This is a genomic window from uncultured Treponema sp., assembly GCF_946187725.1.
Classification (GTDB): domain Bacteria; phylum Spirochaetota; class Spirochaetia; order Treponematales; family Treponemataceae; genus Treponema_D.
Map to the genome: position 1 here is coordinate 52,573 of NZ_CAMHSK010000003.1, position 15,760 is coordinate 68,332.

The 15,760-nt window shown below is 40.1% G+C and carries 16 protein-coding genes; 15 read left to right on the forward strand and 1 reads right to left on the reverse strand.

Annotated features, from left to right (window positions below):
- The first annotated feature begins 52 nt into the window (after nt 1–52).
- From dnaJ to Q0Q74_RS02220, 14 genes are all read left to right on the forward strand, one after another.
- Nucleotides 53–1,204 carry a molecular chaperone DnaJ gene (dnaJ, locus tag Q0Q74_RS02155; protein WP_294428059.1) on the forward strand — a complete coding sequence of 384 codons (1,152 nt, stop codon included), beginning with the start codon at nt 53–55 and terminating at the stop codon, nt 1,202–1,204.
- Nucleotides 1,205–1,308: 104 nt separating this feature from the next.
- Nucleotides 1,309–1,773 carry a hypothetical protein gene (locus tag Q0Q74_RS02160; protein ID WP_294428065.1) on the forward strand — a complete coding sequence of 155 codons (465 nt, stop codon included), beginning with the start codon at nt 1,309–1,311 and terminating at the stop codon, nt 1,771–1,773.
- Complete coding sequence (locus Q0Q74_RS02165; RefSeq protein WP_294428068.1) at nt 1,766–2,098, forward strand: hypothetical protein; 333 nt, start codon at nt 1,766–1,768, stop codon at nt 2,096–2,098. Before Q0Q74_RS02160 ends, Q0Q74_RS02165 begins: the two co-directional genes overlap by 8 nt.
- Nucleotides 2,099–2,211: 113 nt before the next feature.
- Nucleotides 2,212–3,603, forward strand: coding sequence for a PrsW family glutamic-type intramembrane protease (locus Q0Q74_RS02170; protein ID WP_294428069.1), 1,392 nt, complete (start codon nt 2,212–2,214; stop codon nt 3,601–3,603).
- 2 nt (nt 3,604–3,605) lie between these two features.
- The gene (locus Q0Q74_RS02175; protein WP_294428070.1) at nt 3,606–4,346 is read left to right on the forward strand and encodes a hypothetical protein; all 741 of its coding nucleotides are present in this window, start codon (nt 3,606–3,608) and stop codon (nt 4,344–4,346) included.
- Between the two features lie 18 nt (nt 4,347–4,364).
- Nucleotides 4,365–5,687 carry a zinc-ribbon domain-containing protein gene (locus Q0Q74_RS02180; RefSeq protein WP_294428071.1) on the forward strand — a complete coding sequence of 441 codons (1,323 nt, stop codon included), beginning with the start codon at nt 4,365–4,367 and terminating at the stop codon, nt 5,685–5,687.
- A gap of 56 nt (nt 5,688–5,743) precedes the next feature.
- A complete protein-coding gene (locus Q0Q74_RS02185) occupies nt 5,744–6,241 on the forward strand; it encodes a hypothetical protein (protein WP_294428073.1) in 498 nt (165 codons plus the stop codon).
- 21 nt (nt 6,242–6,262) lie between these two features.
- Nucleotides 6,263–6,781, forward strand: a complete 519-nt coding sequence (locus tag Q0Q74_RS02190; protein WP_294428075.1) for a hypothetical protein — start codon at nt 6,263–6,265, stop codon at nt 6,779–6,781.
- Nucleotides 6,782–6,990: 209 nt separating this feature from the next.
- On the forward strand, nt 6,991–7,914 hold the full coding sequence (locus tag Q0Q74_RS02195; RefSeq protein WP_294428077.1) for a M28 family peptidase: 924 nt from the start codon (nt 6,991–6,993) through the stop codon (nt 7,912–7,914).
- A gap of 42 nt (nt 7,915–7,956) precedes the next feature.
- A complete protein-coding gene (adhE, locus tag Q0Q74_RS02200) occupies nt 7,957–10,584 on the forward strand; it encodes a bifunctional acetaldehyde-CoA/alcohol dehydrogenase (protein ID WP_294428079.1) in 2,628 nt (875 codons plus the stop codon).
- 117 nt (nt 10,585–10,701) lie between these two features.
- Complete coding sequence (locus tag Q0Q74_RS02205; protein ID WP_294428081.1) at nt 10,702–12,015, forward strand: MATE family efflux transporter; 1,314 nt, start codon at nt 10,702–10,704, stop codon at nt 12,013–12,015.
- Nucleotides 12,016–12,230: 215 nt separating this feature from the next.
- Nucleotides 12,231–12,998, forward strand: a complete 768-nt coding sequence (locus Q0Q74_RS02210; RefSeq protein ID WP_294428083.1) for a hypothetical protein — start codon at nt 12,231–12,233, stop codon at nt 12,996–12,998.
- Between the two features lie 45 nt (nt 12,999–13,043).
- Nucleotides 13,044–13,355: a hypothetical protein gene (locus tag Q0Q74_RS02215; RefSeq protein WP_294428086.1), complete on the forward strand. Its 312-nt coding sequence runs from the start codon at nt 13,044–13,046 to the stop codon at nt 13,353–13,355.
- Complete coding sequence (locus Q0Q74_RS02220; protein WP_294428088.1) at nt 13,352–13,936, forward strand: HD-GYP domain-containing protein; 585 nt, start codon at nt 13,352–13,354, stop codon at nt 13,934–13,936. Before Q0Q74_RS02215 ends, Q0Q74_RS02220 begins: the two co-directional genes overlap by 4 nt.
- On the opposite strand, the gene Q0Q74_RS02225 is transcribed toward Q0Q74_RS02220, so the two are convergent.
- Entirely contained in the window at nt 13,914–14,312 is a 399-nt protein-coding gene (locus tag Q0Q74_RS02225) for a helix-turn-helix domain-containing protein (RefSeq protein ID WP_294428089.1), read from the reverse strand. The genes Q0Q74_RS02220 and Q0Q74_RS02225 overlap by 23 nt on opposite strands.
- Nucleotides 14,313–14,407: 95 nt before the next feature.
- On the opposite strand from Q0Q74_RS02225, the gene Q0Q74_RS02230 reads away from it, so the two are divergent.
- Nucleotides 14,408–15,652 carry an SLBB domain-containing protein gene (locus Q0Q74_RS02230; protein ID WP_294428092.1) on the forward strand — a complete coding sequence of 415 codons (1,245 nt, stop codon included), beginning with the start codon at nt 14,408–14,410 and terminating at the stop codon, nt 15,650–15,652.
- The last annotated feature ends 108 nt before the right edge of the window (nt 15,653–15,760 follow it).

The following is a 15,760-nucleotide window of genomic DNA, read 5'->3' on the forward strand; positions in this document are numbered from 1 at the left end:
CCTCGTGCAGGGCATTCTTGTGTTGTAACGAAATTATTTACGGAACAAAATCATGGCTGGAAAAAGAGATTATTACGAAGTTTTAGGAATTCAGAAAAACGCTACTGAGGATGAAATTAAAAAGGCTTACCGAAAGCTTGCTGTCAAGTATCATCCTGACCGAAATCCAGGGAATAAAGAGGCAGAAGAAAAGTTTAAGGAAGCCACTGAAGCGTATGAGATTCTTTCTGATGACCAGAAGCGTCCTATTTATGACCAGTATGGTTTTGCCGGCCTTGACGGAATGGGTGGCATGGGCGGCGGCGGTGGCGCTCAGTATTCACGCGCGTTCCATGACTTTTCAGACTTGTTTGGTGGAATGGGGGGCGGTGGCTTCTCAGACATTTTTGAGAATATCTTTGGTGGCGGTGGACGCTCTTCGCGCAGAAGACCGGATGAGCCGAGCCAGGGACAGAGCCTTCGCTACGATCTTAATATTTCTTTCAAAGATGCTGTTTACGGAACAAAAGCCGAAATCACATTCCAGCATAATGAATCTTGTACTGAATGCCATGGAACAGGCGGTGCAAAAGGTGCAAAACGAAAGCCTTGTCCGACTTGTGGCGGTGCAGGTCAGGTTCGTCGTCAGGCAGGTTTTTTTGCAGTTCAGCAGACTTGTCCTGCCTGTGGTGGTGCCGGAACAAAAATCGACAATCCTTGTAAAAAATGCCGTGGTACAGGTTTTGAGACTGTCACCAAAAAAATGTCTCTTACAATTCCCGCTGGCGTTGATGACGGAAAGCGAATCGCAATTCCGCGCATGGGCGATGCCGGTTCGAACGGCGGTCCGGCAGGTGATTTGATTGTCGTTCTTCATGTCGAGCAACACGAATATTTTGAGCGTGATGGCCGTGACTTGTATTGTGCGGTTCCTGTCACATTTGCTCAAGCTGCTTTGGGTGTTTCGCTTGACATTACATCTTTGGATGGCAAAAAAATCAAATTCGCGCTTCCAGCTGGAACTACAAACGGTAAGCTCTACAAAATCAAGGGGGAAGGCGTTCCTTATGCAGATTCCCGCAAAGGCGATTTGTATGTCAAAATTATCGTGCAGATTCCGACCCGCCTTACAAGCGAGCAGAAAAAACTCATGGAAGAATTCGCCCGCATTGAGAACGCAACAACATCTCCAAGCTGTGTGCCGCTGGCAAGCCTGAGCAGATAAGATAAGTTTATTATCACAAACTGACGAATATGTTTTTCGTCAGTTTTTTTTTACTTGACTTTGAATAATATATTACATAAATTTATTTTAAGGAGGAGATTCTGATGTTATATTTTTCAATTCCGTATGAAATACAAACAGTCGTCAAAAAAGAGTCTTCTCTTACAGGAAAATCAGTCAGAAAAATTCTGATTGAAAAACTATGGGGAGAGACAATTGAAAAAAACTTTTCCCCAGCTTTGCGTGCGAATCTTTCAAAACTCGAGGAAATCAAAGCTCTAAGAAAAAACTGGAATGGTAACAATTCGAAACCCATTTCAAAAAAAATTATAAAGAAAGCAAAGACTTTAATCATAGATTTGGAAAAACAACCTCAGATTTTTCCGACAGCGAACGACTCGATTCAGATTGAATATGACGGAGAAAATAATTCTTATCTTGAGCTTCAGATTACGAAAAAGAATAAACTTTCATATTATAAGGTAGACAAAAACGGCGTTGAGTCTACGGGATTTATTCGTTTCTCTCCTGTAGAATTGAACAATCTTGTAGGGGTGTTTTATGAATAATACTTTCAACGATGCAGAGCTTTTATACAGAGCCGTTTATCCGCCGGAAATGAGTAAAATGTTTTGGAAAGATGGAAATCATGTTTCATCCGCAGCATTTCTTGATAAAAACGGACTTTCGGTTGAAAGGGGAAATTTCAGAACAGATAATGATGTTATAAATGAAATGAAAAAATTTTTTATCGGTAAAATAGTTTCTGTTTCTGTAAAACTCTGTAGAAATATTAATGCGTCTGTTTTATACAAGCCCACAAAAAGAAGCCTTTTTCATTCAGTGATAAAATTATTGTTCTTTCCCCCTCTCAGAGAAGATATTTGGCAATGAATTGTAAAGTCGTTTATTGATTATTTTAGACTAAATGGGCTTCTGTTGAAAACTTACAGATGATACTTTATAATTATTTTAATATAAGCGAAGGTTTATATTTTAGGGTAAAAATGTTCTGTAAGTATTGTGGAAAAGAATTAGCTAATAATGTGAAATTTTGCTCAAAATGTGGCGGGAAACTTGTTTCTGAATTAAATGCCGTTGAAACAAAAATTAATGAAGCTACAGACAAATCTGACGAAGTCAAAGAAATAAAGTTTTGTAAATACTGCGGAAAACAATTGTCTGCAACAGCACAATTTTGCTCAAAATGTGGAAAACAACCTTCACCAATTTTAAATACGCAAATTGAAGATAAAAGTGAGAGTCCGAAAACACTCTCTGCAAAAACAGAGATAAATCAGATTCAAAAGAATTTGAATACAACTGAGCATCCACAACAAAAACAGGAAGAGTCAGAAAATACTTCTATAAAGCTAAATGACAACGAAAAGCCTGAAACAGAAAAAGATTTCGATGTAACTCAAAAAATTGAAAAATTTTCCATTAGAAATCTGTTCGTTCAAGTTTTTAAATCTCATACACCAAAAGAAAGAGATGAGATTTTGAAAGCTGGTATTGTTTCAAATGAAAATCTAGAAATCAAAAATGAAAGTTTCCAGCCCTGGCTTTATTCTCGTGTGTTCTTGATTTTGCTTGCAGTGTTTGGCGTTTTTGAAATCGGGCTTCTCAGTTTCCATAACTCAAATTTAATGCCGGCTGTAATGCTGATAGGTTCTTTGATGATTCCTTTTTCGCTTCTTACGATGTATTTTGAATTGAATGTTTATAAAGACATCAGCTTCTATAAAGTAATAGGTATCTTTCTTTTAGGCGGAGCCACTTCACTTTTGTTTACATTATTCTTGTATGCGATATTTCCAAGTGGGGAGAATTATGATTTTGCACATGCTTCTTTAATAAGTGTTGTTGAAGAAATAGGAAAAGCCTGCATTGTGATGATGTTGATAACTCGTAACAAAAATTACACGGTTCTTCATGGACTTTTGATTGGCGGAGCAATTGGTTGTGGATTCGCAGTTTTTGAGAGTGCAGGTTATGCTTTCAATGTTTTCTTGGACGCTCACGATTGGAATACTCGTGCAAATATGGTCAATGAATATCTTCCATGGTACTACCAATATCAATATGCGGATTCAATTGCTGAAATGAATTTCAACATTTTCTTGCGTTCTATTCTTTCGTTCGGCGGACACACAGCTTGGGCAGCGATAACAGGAGCGTCATTCGCCAAAGAAAAAACACTGAATTTTAATTTTATAAAGATGTTCGCCGTCTGTTTTATTCTTCATGCGATTTGGGACACAAACACTCCAGCGGCTTATTTCAAGTTAATTATGCTTTGTATTGTAGCATGGGTTGTAATAGTATGGCAGATTTCGAAATTTGTGGATGAGAACTTTGTGGGGGAAGAAGGAAGTAAAAATGGGGAGGGTGAATAAAAATGAGTAATTGTTTTAATGATGATGAATACTTTGAAAAAGTTTTTGACTCGGCTAAAAACAGAATTGATTCATCCGATTATAAAAAAATAGAAAAAGCGTTTGAATTAGCTCATGATGTCCGTAAATTTGAAATTGAATTGTTTTGGAAACGCGGAACTTATTTTTGGGCTTTTATTTTGGCTTCGTTTACAGCGTATTTCATGCTCTTTGAAAAAATACTTGGAGATAAATGTCTTACACTTTGTACACTAATACGATTTCCATCTTTATCAAAAATTCTCCTTTTACTTCTTTCTTGCATGTGTTTTATATTCTGTATTTCATGGGTTCTCATAAATAAAGGTTCTAAGTTTTGGCAGAAAAACTGGGAAGCCCATATTGATGTAATGGAAGATTTGTTTTCAGGAAAATTGTATAAAACGATTCTGAATACTGAAACGGATGAATTTGATAAGTCTGCATTAAGAAAGTCTGCTTATGACTATTCTGTTACGAAGATTACAACTGTGACTTCAATAATTTTGATGGTTGTTTCTGCTGTTTTAAGTATATTTCATTTTATACTTTTATTTTTAAATAAAAGATTTTGTCAATTTGTCCAAAATAACGAACAAATATTTGCTAAAATCTTAGGAATTTTAATCAGTGCCTTAATTTTATTCTGTATTTATAAGTTGAAAGCTTGTAAAGGAAATCTTGAAGAAAAACAAAAACAAGGAAAATGGCGACAAAGAAAATAAATAGAAAGGGAGATAAGTATGTTTTGTGTAAATTGTGGAAACAAATTAGATGACGATGCAGTTTTCTGTACGAATTGCGGGAAAAAACTAACAGCTGATGTCTCAAAAGAAGAAATCAGGTTCTGTATAAATTGCGGAAGCAAACTGGACGAAGATTCTGCATTTTGTTCGAACTGTGGGAAAAAGATTGAATTCAATGGTGTTTTTTCTACAGAAACAATACCAGACTCCTCAAAAATAGAGGCAACTCAAGAAAAGACAGAAAATGATATTCCAATAATTGCAGCATCTGAGAATTCATGCGAAGACAACCCTAAAACGATAGAAGAAATGAAAACTGGGGAAAATATACAATTAGGTGCTCTAGAAACTAAAACTTCTCCATTAGTAAATTTTGCAAACGACAAAACAATCGAAGAAAAAGCTGTAGCAACAAAAATCGACAAAATGGAAGACACTTCCGAAGTTACCTATCAAAAATCAGAAGTTCCTAACGATAAAAATGAACAATTAATTTCTGATGCACAGGTTTCCAAAAAAGGAAGTACAAAACAGGATATTCCAAATAAGGCTGAATCTATAAAGGAAAACATTCCAAAGACTTCTACTGAGGAAAAAGGAAGTTCTACATTTGCAATAGTTTTGATTATTGGTTTTATATTATCTTTAATTTTGGCATTTTTTATAGAAACAAGTAAAAATACTAAAAACAATAATTCAGCAGCTGAATATAATACAGGACTTAAAGTGGGCGATGTTATTCAAGAAAACGGAACTCCAATTGCTGTGATTTTTAAGAAAGCATCAGGTGGACAACCAGCATTGGGTGTAGCATTAAGACAAAGTGATTCATTACAGTGGGCTAGCTGTCATTATGATTTTGAACCAGGTTATAGCAAAACAACTGTCTCTCAAGGATATGACAAAAGCATAAGAGGATTGCAAAATTTAACTGATGGACATGATGGTTATAAAATATTATGTAATTCTGTGAATGATTGGCAAAAAAAAGGAAGCTATCCAGCTTTTGAGTATGCAGAGAATTATTCTGCGGGGAGTTTTACAGATTGGTATTTGCCGACAGCTAATGAATTGTATTTTCTATATATAAATTTGGAAAAAGTGAACCAATCTCTTATGCAATGTGGCGGAAAAAAAATAAAAATCGTCCCCGGAAATATTTTTTATTGGACTTGCAACCAAGTAGAAAATACATCTTGGGCAGCTGTTTGTACGGATTTTTGTTATAGCATTGATTCCTCAAGGCAGAATGTCGGCGGATGTAATCAGAAAGGTGGTGGATTTACAGTTCTTCCAATTCACAGAGTGTATGAAAAATAAAGATGATAATCAAAATGGATTGCAAAAAATATGGTAAAAAATAAATGGAGACCAATATGAAAAATAAGAAAATAATTTTTGCGATATTAGTTACATTACTATCATTTCTTCCACTTGCAGCAGAGGAATCACCTATGAAAGGATGGTATTATGAGCCTTCAATCCAACTAAACGGAAAGTACTTTACATTTTATTCAAAATCCTATAACGAGCAGGATGGCTATGCACTTGTGCTTGGCGAGAAGTTGCATTATTGGCTGTATGATACGCTTTCGTATCATAACGGCAATGCTTCTGAAATCTACAACAAGATTATTCCGAAGTGGGTTGAGAATATGGGGTATGTCATCGACTATGACAATATTCATGTATCAAATCCTAATACTGCACTTGCTTCATCTGTCCGTGCATTGATGAAACAGCGAGGAGCGAATATCAGTGTTACGCTTTGCACAAAAGAGAATTACAAGACAAATGTTGATTATGTCGTAATCAATGAATATTTGCCTGGTAAGGATTTATATAAAACAACCATATACTATCTTTACCGATAGTCCAATTTTGAAGGTAATTTTATGAGAAAAATATTCACATGCTTTATGCTTTTGTTTGTCATGGGATTTTCTTTTGCAGAAGAAATAACAAGCAAAAGTTTACACCGAAGTGGTGTATACGGTCAGAGTTTTGAGCTTGTAGAATATAGCGATGGAAACAAATGCCGACTTTTGCTGTATATGGCAGACAACAAAAATACAAATAAATATGGCGTAACTTTCTATGATTCAACGCTGCCTACTGCATATTTTATTTGGTCTAAATGGTTCACAAGTCCAAGCGAATACTCTAAAGCAATTGTGGCGAGCAAAACTTTTTTTGATGTTAGCATGGATTTGATATATCTTGCTGATATGAAAGATATTTGTGACATTGCACCTTGTTGTACATCAATTCATTACGGAGTATCGGAGTCACGCAGCAAAGAAAAATATATTCATATTGAATATGATTGTTCTGATTTGGAGCTTTTGTTTGAAATAGCAGGTGCATACAACGCAAAAGGTCGTGATTATGTCATGCAGAAATATTTGAAATAATATAGAGAATCGTAATTTTTTTCCACTCCATGCTCAGAACTTATGGGCTAGGGTATGGAGTACCGCCGAAGGCGTTCTGGAGAGAAACGGAAGAATGAGCGTTAGCGAAGTACGGAACACCCGACCCGAACGCAAGTGAGGGAAGCCTCCATTTTCTCCAGAATCCCATTTCAAAATTCCCCGATTCCTTCCGATAATAAATCGTGAACATGTCTTCTGATTTAGAGCATTCTTTCGATACCGAATCTTTTCAAAAATACATTTCCCCGGATTGCGACAGGCTTAGCTTTCTTCGGGAATACCTTTCAAGAAGGGGAGTGAGCACTTCCGTAATTCCTCTGGGTGAAAAAAAGCACATCTATGTCAATTTTCCTTCCACATCTTACAATCCGATGTTCAAAATCAAGACGATAATTTCCCATTATGACCGTGTGGAAGGCAGTCCCGGTGCGAACGACAATTCATTTGCGAATTTTGCGATTGCTGACTTTGCGGCCGAGCTTTTCAATTCAAGGAAAGTCCACAATATCCGCATTTTTTTCACGGACGGCGAGGAACTTGGGGCAGAGGGCGTTTCTTCACAGGGGGCTTTTGCGCTCGCCGACTTGTTCAGAAAACTTGGAATCGTGAATGATGATGTCTATGTCTTTGACGCATGCGGCCGTGGGGAAGTGGCGGTTCTTGCTCGTGCTGGGCTTGATTCAAAAATAAGCGGTGCTTTCAAAAAGAAGTTCATGGATTTGTACGAGCGGACTCAAAATCTTCTCAAAAAGGCCTTTCCTAACTCGTGGATGACTCTCCCGGTTCCATACAGCGACAATGCGGGCTTTCTTGCCTGCGGAATTCCTGCCGTGGCGATTACATTTTTGCCAAAAGATGAAGTTTCTTTCTATTATAATAATCTCATGGCGGACAAAAATCTTGAGAAGGCTGTGATGAACTGTAAAATCGAAGGCGGAAGCACTAGCGCGACTGACCTTTCAATCCAAAAGTTCAAATATCTTGAAAAAATGCCCAAAACCTGGCGGCTTTTTCACACAGAATACGATAATTACCTTAGTTTAACGCTGAATAGTATAAAATTATGCAAGAAAATTCTAAATTCCATAGCAGAAGAAAAGATTTTGTGCTAAGATATGGTAAATTTTTTGTAAAAATGCAAAGGAGTATTTCAGATGGCTGAAGAAACAACTGAACTTTCAGAACCACAGAAAGAAATCAATGAGCTTGTTGCAAAAGCTCAGAAGGCGTTGGAGGCTTATGCTTCTTACGATCAGGAAAAGATTGACTACATCGTAGCAAAAGCCAGTGTTGCTGCTCTCGATCAGCATGGTGTTCTTGCTAAACTTGCAGTAGAAGAGACAAAACGTGGTGTCTTTGAAGACAAGGCTACAAAGAACCTCTTTGCTTGTGAGTATGTCGTAAACCACATGCGCCACCTCAAGACTGTTGGTGTTATTGAGGATAACGATGTAACTGGTGTCGTTAAAATCGCTGAGCCTGTAGGTGTTGTTGCTGGTCTTACTCCTGTTACAAACCCGACTTCAACAGCAATTTTCAAATCTCTCATCTGTTTGAAAACTCGTAACCCAATCATCTTCTCTTTCCACCCAAGCGCAATTCAGTGTTCTATCGCTGCTGCAAAAGTTGTCTATGACGCTGCTGTTGCTGCTGGTGCTCCAAAAGATTGTATTCAGTGGATTGTTGAGCCATCTCTCGAAAAAACAAACCTTCTCATTGGTCATCCTGGTGTTGCAACAATTCTTGCAACTGGCGGTAACGCAATGGTTCGTGCTGCTTACTCTCAGGGTAAACCAGCTCTCGGTGTTGGTGCCGGCAATGTTCCTGCTTATGTTGAAAAAACTTGTAACCTCAAGCAGGCTATCAATGATATCGTAATGTCAAAAGCATTCGATAATGGTATGATTTGTGCTTCTGAACAGGGCGCAATCATCGATAAAGAAATCTACAATGATGCAATCAAAACATTCAAAGAATATCGTGCATATCTTTGTAACGACAAAGAAAAGAAAATGCTCGAGAAATACATGTTTGGCGTAGACGGCGACCCAACAGTTGCTAAACTCAATGCTATCGTTCCAGGTATGAATCCGGTTGTTCTTGCTAAGAACGCAGGTTTCGACATTCCTGAGCGCACAAGCATCATCCTCGCTGAGTGTAAAGAAGTTGGCGTTAACGAGCCACTCACTCGCGAAAAACTTTCTCCAGTTCTCGCTGTCCTCAAAGCTTCTAGCACAGAAGACGGTATGAACAAAGCAAAACAGTTCCTCGAATTCGGTGGTCTCGGTCACTCAGCTGCTATCCACACTTCTAACAAAGAATTGGCAGAGAAATTCGGCGATCTCGTTCCTGCTATCCGCGTAATCTGGAACTCTCCTTCAACATTCGGTGGTATCGGTAATGTTTACAATGCATTCATTCCGTCACTTACACTTGGTTGTGGTTCTTATGGACACAACTCTACAGACGACAATGTAAGTGCAATTAACCTCTTGAACGTTAAGAAATTGGGTAGGAGACGAAATAATATGCAGTGGTTCAAAGTACCGTCAAAAATCTTCTTTGAGCGTGACTCAATCGAATACATCCACCAGATGAAGGATGTTCACAAAGTTATCATCGTAACAGATCGCTCTATGGTTGAGCTTGGCTTCGTTGACAAAATCACTGACCAGCTCAAACTTCGCCGCGATCCTGTACAGTATCAGCTCTTCTGCGATGTTGAGCCGGATCCATCAATCCAGACTGTACGCGAAGGTGTTGAGCTTATGCGCACATTCGCTCCAGATACAATCATCGCTCTTGGTGGTGGTTCTTCTATGGACTGTGCTAAAGGTATGTGGCTCTTCTACGAGTACCCAGAAGTTGACTTCAACGACCTCAAACAGAAATTCATGGATATCCGTAAGCGTGCATTCCGCTATCCAGACTTGGGCAAAAAAGCTCAGCTCGTTTGTATCCCGACAACATCTGGTACAGGTTCTGAGGTTACTCCATTCGCAGTTATCACAGACAAAACAGAGCACAAGAAATATCCTCTCGCTGACTACTCTCTCACACCGACAATCGCTATCGTTGACCCAACATTCACTTATGGCTTGCCAAAGAAGATCGTTGCCGATACAGGTATGGACGTTCTTACACACGCAACAGAGGCTTATGTCTCAACAATGGCTAACGACTATACAGACGGTCTCTGTATTCAGGCTATCAAGATGGTGTTCAAGTACCTCGAGCGTTCTTACAACAACGGCGGCGCCGACACAGAAGCTCGCGAGAAGATGCACAACGCTTCTTGTCTCGCAGGTATGGCATTCGCAAATGCCTTCCTCGGTATGAACCACTCTATGGCTCACAAGATTGGTGGTGAATTCCATGTTCCACACGGACGCGCTAACGCTATCCTCTTGCCATTCACAATCCGTTACAATGGTACACAGCCAGACAAGATCTCAACATGGCCAAAATACAACTACTTCAAGGCTGCTGAGCGATACTGCGAGCTTGCTCGTATGCTCGGTCTCCCAGCAAAAACAATAGAAGAGGGCGTAGAGTCTTATGCTAAGGCTTGTGGTGAGCTCGGTATGCGCTTGGGCATCGTCATGAACTTCAAGGGACAGGGCTTGGATGAAAAAGAGTATCTCGCAAATGTCGAGAAGCTCGCTTACCTCGCTTACGAGGATCAGTGTTCTCCAGTTAACCCACGCGTTCCACTCGTTGAGGACATGAAGAAGATTCTCACAGACGCTTACTACACTGAAGAGTTTGTCGCAAAGAACTAAAGAGTAATGTAAAGCAAACTCTGATTAGGGAAACTCCGTCGCTCGTGAGGGTGGCGGAGTTTTTTTGTCCTTTATCATTTTCTGTAAAAAGACTATACTTCCTGCCAAGAGAATTCCATGACAACCAGTGAACTTTTTGGGCGGGAAAAGGTCAGTCGCCTGCTTTTCAGGCTCGCTCCTCCTGTGATGTTTGCCCAGCTGATTCAGGCTCTTTACAATATCGTTGACAGTTTTTTTATCGGCCGGAACGGACTTGCGGGGCTTACGGCTCTTTCGATTATTTACCCCTTTCAGCTTCTGATGATTGCGCTTGCGGTTGGGAGTGGAGTTGGAATCAATACGGCCATGGCTATGAAAATGGGGCGGGGACGAAGGGAAGAAAGTGAGAAATTTGCCCAAATCGCCCTTCCTCTTGCCTTTATTCTTTGGCTTTTGTGCGCGATTCTGGGATTTTTATTCATGCCCTCTTATGCCAGACTCTTTACCGACTCTGAAGAAGTGATTGGCGAGGTCATCATTTACGGACGAATCTGCTGTATTTTCAGTTTCGGTCTTTTTTTTGAAAGCGTCTGGACTAAAGTCATTCAGGCTTACGGAAACATGCGGCTTCCCATGCTTGCCCAGATTGTCGGAGCCATTGTAAACATAGTCCTGGACCCTTTTTTGATTTTCGGGCTCTGTGGCCTTCCCCGTCTTGGAATCGAGGGGGCGGCAATTGCGACGGTGGCAGGTCAGATTGCGGCGGCTCTCCTTGTCATGCCAAAGGGCTTTCGTCCACCTCTCCTGCTCAAATTTTTTGCTCCTTATGCTTTTCTTGTCTTTAAGTTGGGGCTTCCCAATATGCTCATGCAGGCGGCCTATACTTTCTATATTCTTGGCCTCAACCTGATTCTTGAAGGATTTTCTGATGCGGCTGTTACGGCACTGGGCCTTTACTACAAGTGGCAGACTTTCTTTTTCATTCCTCTTGGAGCCATGCAGACTTGTGTCGTCCCGATTTTGAGCTTCAATTTCGGGGCAGAGAATTTTGACCGCTGCAAAAGAATCGTCCGGGACTCAATCATCTTTGGCCTTTCCCTCATGGCTGTGGGAACCCTCTGCTTCGAGTTTATTCCAGGTCCTATGTTCCGCTTTTTTACAAGCGATGAAGAAGTCATAAAAATCGGCAGCTGGGGCTTTCACTTTATCGGCGTCAGTTTTCTTCCCATGGTGACTTCCCTTATGTTTCCTGTCGTTTTTCAGGCTCTTTCTCTTCCAGTCCGAAGCTCCCTTCTGACAATTATCAGGACTGTCATTCTTTTTGTGCCTCTCGGCTGGATTTTTTCCCGCTTCGGTCTGGAATATTTCTGGCTTACATTTCCTGTCACGGAAAGCCTGACCACGCTGGCAGGATTTTTTATGTATCGAAGGATTTTCTTAAGGAAACACTGATTAATTCAATAGAGAATTAATCAGTGTTCTCATTGAATGTTGCAAATTGTCCGTAACTCAGAAAGTTACGGCAATTTGACGGGAAGTGCGGATTAATCGCATCAAGTGTTAATCTGCACTTCCCTAAAAGCCGGACTCTGATTTATTTGAGATTCGGGAGCCTGGCTTTTCATGTTTCGGTTTTCAATTTTCACTTTTTTTTCTATAATATTTCCATGACTCCAGCCCAGTTCAAGATTTTTTCTGATTTCCGAAGCTCTTTCCGCTCTTATTGCGATGAACTTTCTTCTGCTTACGGCGAAGACTTAAGGCCCCTGCAGATTGCAGCCCGCTTAAAGGATACGCCTGAATACCCCATTGAAACCCCCGTGGTTTACAACACTTCCCTTGATGAAATCACTCAGGAAAGCGAAATCCGCTTGATTGTGATTGGCGACAACCCCGGAAAAGACGAGCAACGAAGCTATAATCAAAAGTATCTCGTGGGTCAGAGCGGGAAGATTGCCTCAGGCTTCTTTCTGAAAAATCCTGAATTCAATACTGATTTCCGAAAAAATGCCATTATCCTGAACAAAACTCCGCTTCACACGGCAAAGACGAATCACCTAAAATATCTTCTGAAAAATGGCGGCCAGAAAATCGCAAAAATCATCTCAGAAAGTCAGATTTACATGGCTCAAAAAACGGCTCAGCTTCATAAAGATTTGTGTGCCGCGGCCCGTGAAGGCGGAATCGAGCCGGAAGTATGGCTTGTAGGCTATGCGGAGCTTAAAGGGAAGGGGCTTTTCCTTGAATACAGGGACGAGCTGAAAAAATCTTACGGCGAGAGTAAGGCTTGGGAGAAAGTTTTTGTCTTTCAGCACTTTTCCATGAACCGTTTTTCCATCGATTTGAATAATTTCAAAAAAGAACACAGCGATTTTACAATTCTGGAAGCGGCACATGAGCTGGGGCGGATTCACAAAAACGAAATCTTTAAATAGTCTTTTTGCTGTCAACATTACGCTTTCTGTGTTATAATTTTATTTATGACTTTTCTTATTTATTCAATGATTGCTTGCGGTGTTCTCATAATGGTCACAAATATTGTGCGCTATATCCGATTTTCATTGAGTTTAAAGGATGTCCTCACCGGCGGCAAAGGCTATGTGTCGATTCTGAAAATTACTGCCCTCATCCTGCTTATATTTTTCCTCGGCGGATATATTTTCATCGGATTTTTCAGCAATCCTGATTTGATGATGGCGGGCGTGCTTTTCGGAGGCAGCATTTTTGTCGCGATTATCCTCACTTTGCTTTTCCGCCTTGTCTTTACCGTAAAGGAAACTGTCTTTCCATGACAGAAACTCTGGTCGGCATGATTGAGTCACGAGACCCGAACTTAAACGGACACAGCCGCTATGTGCAGAATCTTACAATGCTCTTCTATAAATATCTTCCTGCCGAAATGCGAAAAAACATCAATGCCCTGAGTCTTGAATATGCCGCCCTCATGCACGATGTGGGAAAACTTGGAATCCCGGAAAAAGTGCTGAACAAGCCGGGCAAGCTGGATGATGAGGAATGGAAGATAATGAAAGATCATCCCAATCTCGGCGTAAAATTCATGTCGCCCATACACTCTTTTGACAATATAATGCCATGGATTTTGTATCATCACGAGCGTATTGACGGAAAGGGCTATTACGGCTTGACGGCGGAGCAAATTCCCCTGCCTGCAAAAATAATCTCAATCTGCGACACATATTCTGCAATCACCATGCGCCGCTCTTACAAGGAGCCCATGAGCCACGAGACTGCGATGAAAATTATCAACGAGGTGGCGGGAAGTCAGCTGGACGCGGATTTGGTCAGAATCTTCAACAAAATACCCAAGGAAGAACTTGAAACATGTGTGCCTAATGTCCCGGATTTAATGTAGATGAAGGCTCAAGATTATCAGCAAGTTTTTTTACCATCTGAATTATCGGTTCTTTAATGGAGAGCGGAAGTTTTTCCAGATTTTCAATGAGCTGCTGATTTTTTTTGTAAAGATTGATGCTTCTCATTTTGATGTTCTCATCTGAGTTTTCTTCTGAGAATGATAGCTGTATCTTTGTTTTTTCTTCGCCAACTAGATATTCAATGGGTACATCCAAAACTTTTGAGATTTTTATTGCCGTGTCCGCACCTGGCATACTGTCTCGCTCTAAACCAAGTCCTATTCCCTGATATGTAATATTTGCTTTGAATGCCAGTTCTTTTCGAGACAAACCCTGATATTCTCTTTCCTGTTCAACTTTTGCCCAAAAACCCATGATTAAGTTTATAACAATGGTTGTTTTTTGGACTTGATTAGCTACTATAGTAGTGATATACTACAGTAGTTTTTAGAATCTTTAGTAGTTTTTGTATGCTGGTTCATTCGCTTAAAAAAGATATTTCGATTTTCTTATTTATTCTGATTTTTACACCTTTCTCTCATGCGGAAGGATTCTCGCCGCCGGTCACTTCCGTAACAGTGGACGAAACAAAATCCAAAGAAAGTGTGAATGAGTCCGTTCAGCTTCTTGCAGACCCGCAACTTGCCATGTCAGTTCCGAATTATCCTGTCACGGCGGGCGATGTTTACAGTCTTGCATTTGCGGCTGGGGCGACTCCTGTTCATTATACAATCCCTGTCGATACAAGTTATAAGATTCGTGTCGCAAATCTTGGTGTCATAAAGTGTGCTGGTCTTACCTATAATCAGCTGAAGGTGCAGGTCGAATATCTCGTAAGCCAAAATTATCCAATGGCAGGAACTCAATTCGTGCTTCAAAATCCTGCTGTTTTTCTTGTCAGCATTGTCGGGGAGGTTAGGACGGCTTCGGAGCGAAAAGCATGGGCATTGACGAGACTTTCGGCTTTTATCGCTTCAAGCATGACTTCTTATTCTTCGAACCGTTCTGTCACGGTGATTTCAGCCGATGGCAAAAAACGAATTTATGATTTGTTCAAGGCTTCGCGGAGCGGTGATTTCTCCCAAAATCCGTATTTGCGGCCGGGAGATAAAATATTTGTAGGTCGGTGTGACCGAAAAGTCAGCATAAGCGGCTCTGTTGAGCGACCAGGTGTTTATGAACTTCTTGATGGTGAAAATTTACGGGATTTGGTGTTTTCGTATGCTTCCAATGCGACGAAAACCGCGAATCTCTCAAAAATTCAGTTGGTGCGAATTTGTGATGAAGATATTGTTCTTGAAAAAGTTCTCTACCTTTCAGAGGCAGATTTGGAAAATAATTTCGTTCTTAACGATAAAGACAGAATTTTTATCCCCGATTGGAGCGTGCAGCAGCCTGTTGTCGAGATAAAGGGAATCATAAAAAATCCGCTCACGATGAAATCTGATTCTGATATACACGCAATCGAAAGCGACAAAATGTATAAGACGAAAATACACTTTTATATAGAAGAAAGTTACGCTTCCCTTATCAGGCGAATCAGGAATATGTTCACTGATTTTTCTGATTTGGCGGAAATGTATGTTGAAAGAGAAGATGTCACTTTTAAACTTGATGCGGATAAAATCTTGGAGGATTTTGACTTTGAAAGTCCTTATAAAGTCGAAAAAAACGATGTCATAATCGTGCCGTATCTGCCGATGTTTGCAAATTGAACAGCATTCTGGTCTTGCATCAGCCTTGCATGAGACTTGCATATTTTTTCGTAAAACGCTATGATTTTTGCATAAATATTCATTTTTTTTATATTTTAGCGAGGCATT

Bases quoted from the DNA above. Each gene is read 5' to 3' on its own strand.
- dnaJ (WP_294428059.1), top strand. From the start codon at position 53: ATGGCTGGAAAAAGAGATTATTACGAAGTTTTAGGAATTCAGAAAAAC.
- Q0Q74_RS02160 (WP_294428065.1), top strand. From the start codon at position 1,309: ATGTTATATTTTTCAATTCCGTATGAAATACAAACAGTCGTCAAAAAA.
- Q0Q74_RS02165 (WP_294428068.1), top strand. From the start codon at position 1,766: ATGAATAATACTTTCAACGATGCAGAGCTTTTATACAGAGCCGTTTAT.
- Q0Q74_RS02170 (WP_294428069.1), top strand. From the start codon at position 2,212: ATGTTCTGTAAGTATTGTGGAAAAGAATTAGCTAATAATGTGAAATTT.
- Q0Q74_RS02175 (WP_294428070.1), top strand. From the start codon at position 3,606: ATGAGTAATTGTTTTAATGATGATGAATACTTTGAAAAAGTTTTTGAC.
- Q0Q74_RS02180 (WP_294428071.1), top strand. From the start codon at position 4,365: ATGTTTTGTGTAAATTGTGGAAACAAATTAGATGACGATGCAGTTTTC.
- Q0Q74_RS02185 (WP_294428073.1), top strand. From the start codon at position 5,744: ATGAAAAATAAGAAAATAATTTTTGCGATATTAGTTACATTACTATCA.
- Q0Q74_RS02190 (WP_294428075.1), top strand. From the start codon at position 6,263: ATGAGAAAAATATTCACATGCTTTATGCTTTTGTTTGTCATGGGATTT.
- Q0Q74_RS02195 (WP_294428077.1), top strand. From the start codon at position 6,991: ATGTCTTCTGATTTAGAGCATTCTTTCGATACCGAATCTTTTCAAAAA.
- adhE (WP_294428079.1), top strand. From the start codon at position 7,957: ATGGCTGAAGAAACAACTGAACTTTCAGAACCACAGAAAGAAATCAAT.
- Q0Q74_RS02205 (WP_294428081.1), top strand. From the start codon at position 10,702: ATGACAACCAGTGAACTTTTTGGGCGGGAAAAGGTCAGTCGCCTGCTT.
- Q0Q74_RS02210 (WP_294428083.1), top strand. From the start codon at position 12,231: ATGACTCCAGCCCAGTTCAAGATTTTTTCTGATTTCCGAAGCTCTTTC.
- Q0Q74_RS02215 (WP_294428086.1), top strand. From the start codon at position 13,044: ATGACTTTTCTTATTTATTCAATGATTGCTTGCGGTGTTCTCATAATG.
- Q0Q74_RS02220 (WP_294428088.1), top strand. From the start codon at position 13,352: ATGACAGAAACTCTGGTCGGCATGATTGAGTCACGAGACCCGAACTTA.
- Q0Q74_RS02225 (WP_294428089.1), bottom strand. From the start codon at position 14,312: ATGGGTTTTTGGGCAAAAGTTGAACAGGAAAGAGAATATCAGGGTTTG.
- Q0Q74_RS02230 (WP_294428092.1), top strand. From the start codon at position 14,408: ATGCTGGTTCATTCGCTTAAAAAAGATATTTCGATTTTCTTATTTATT.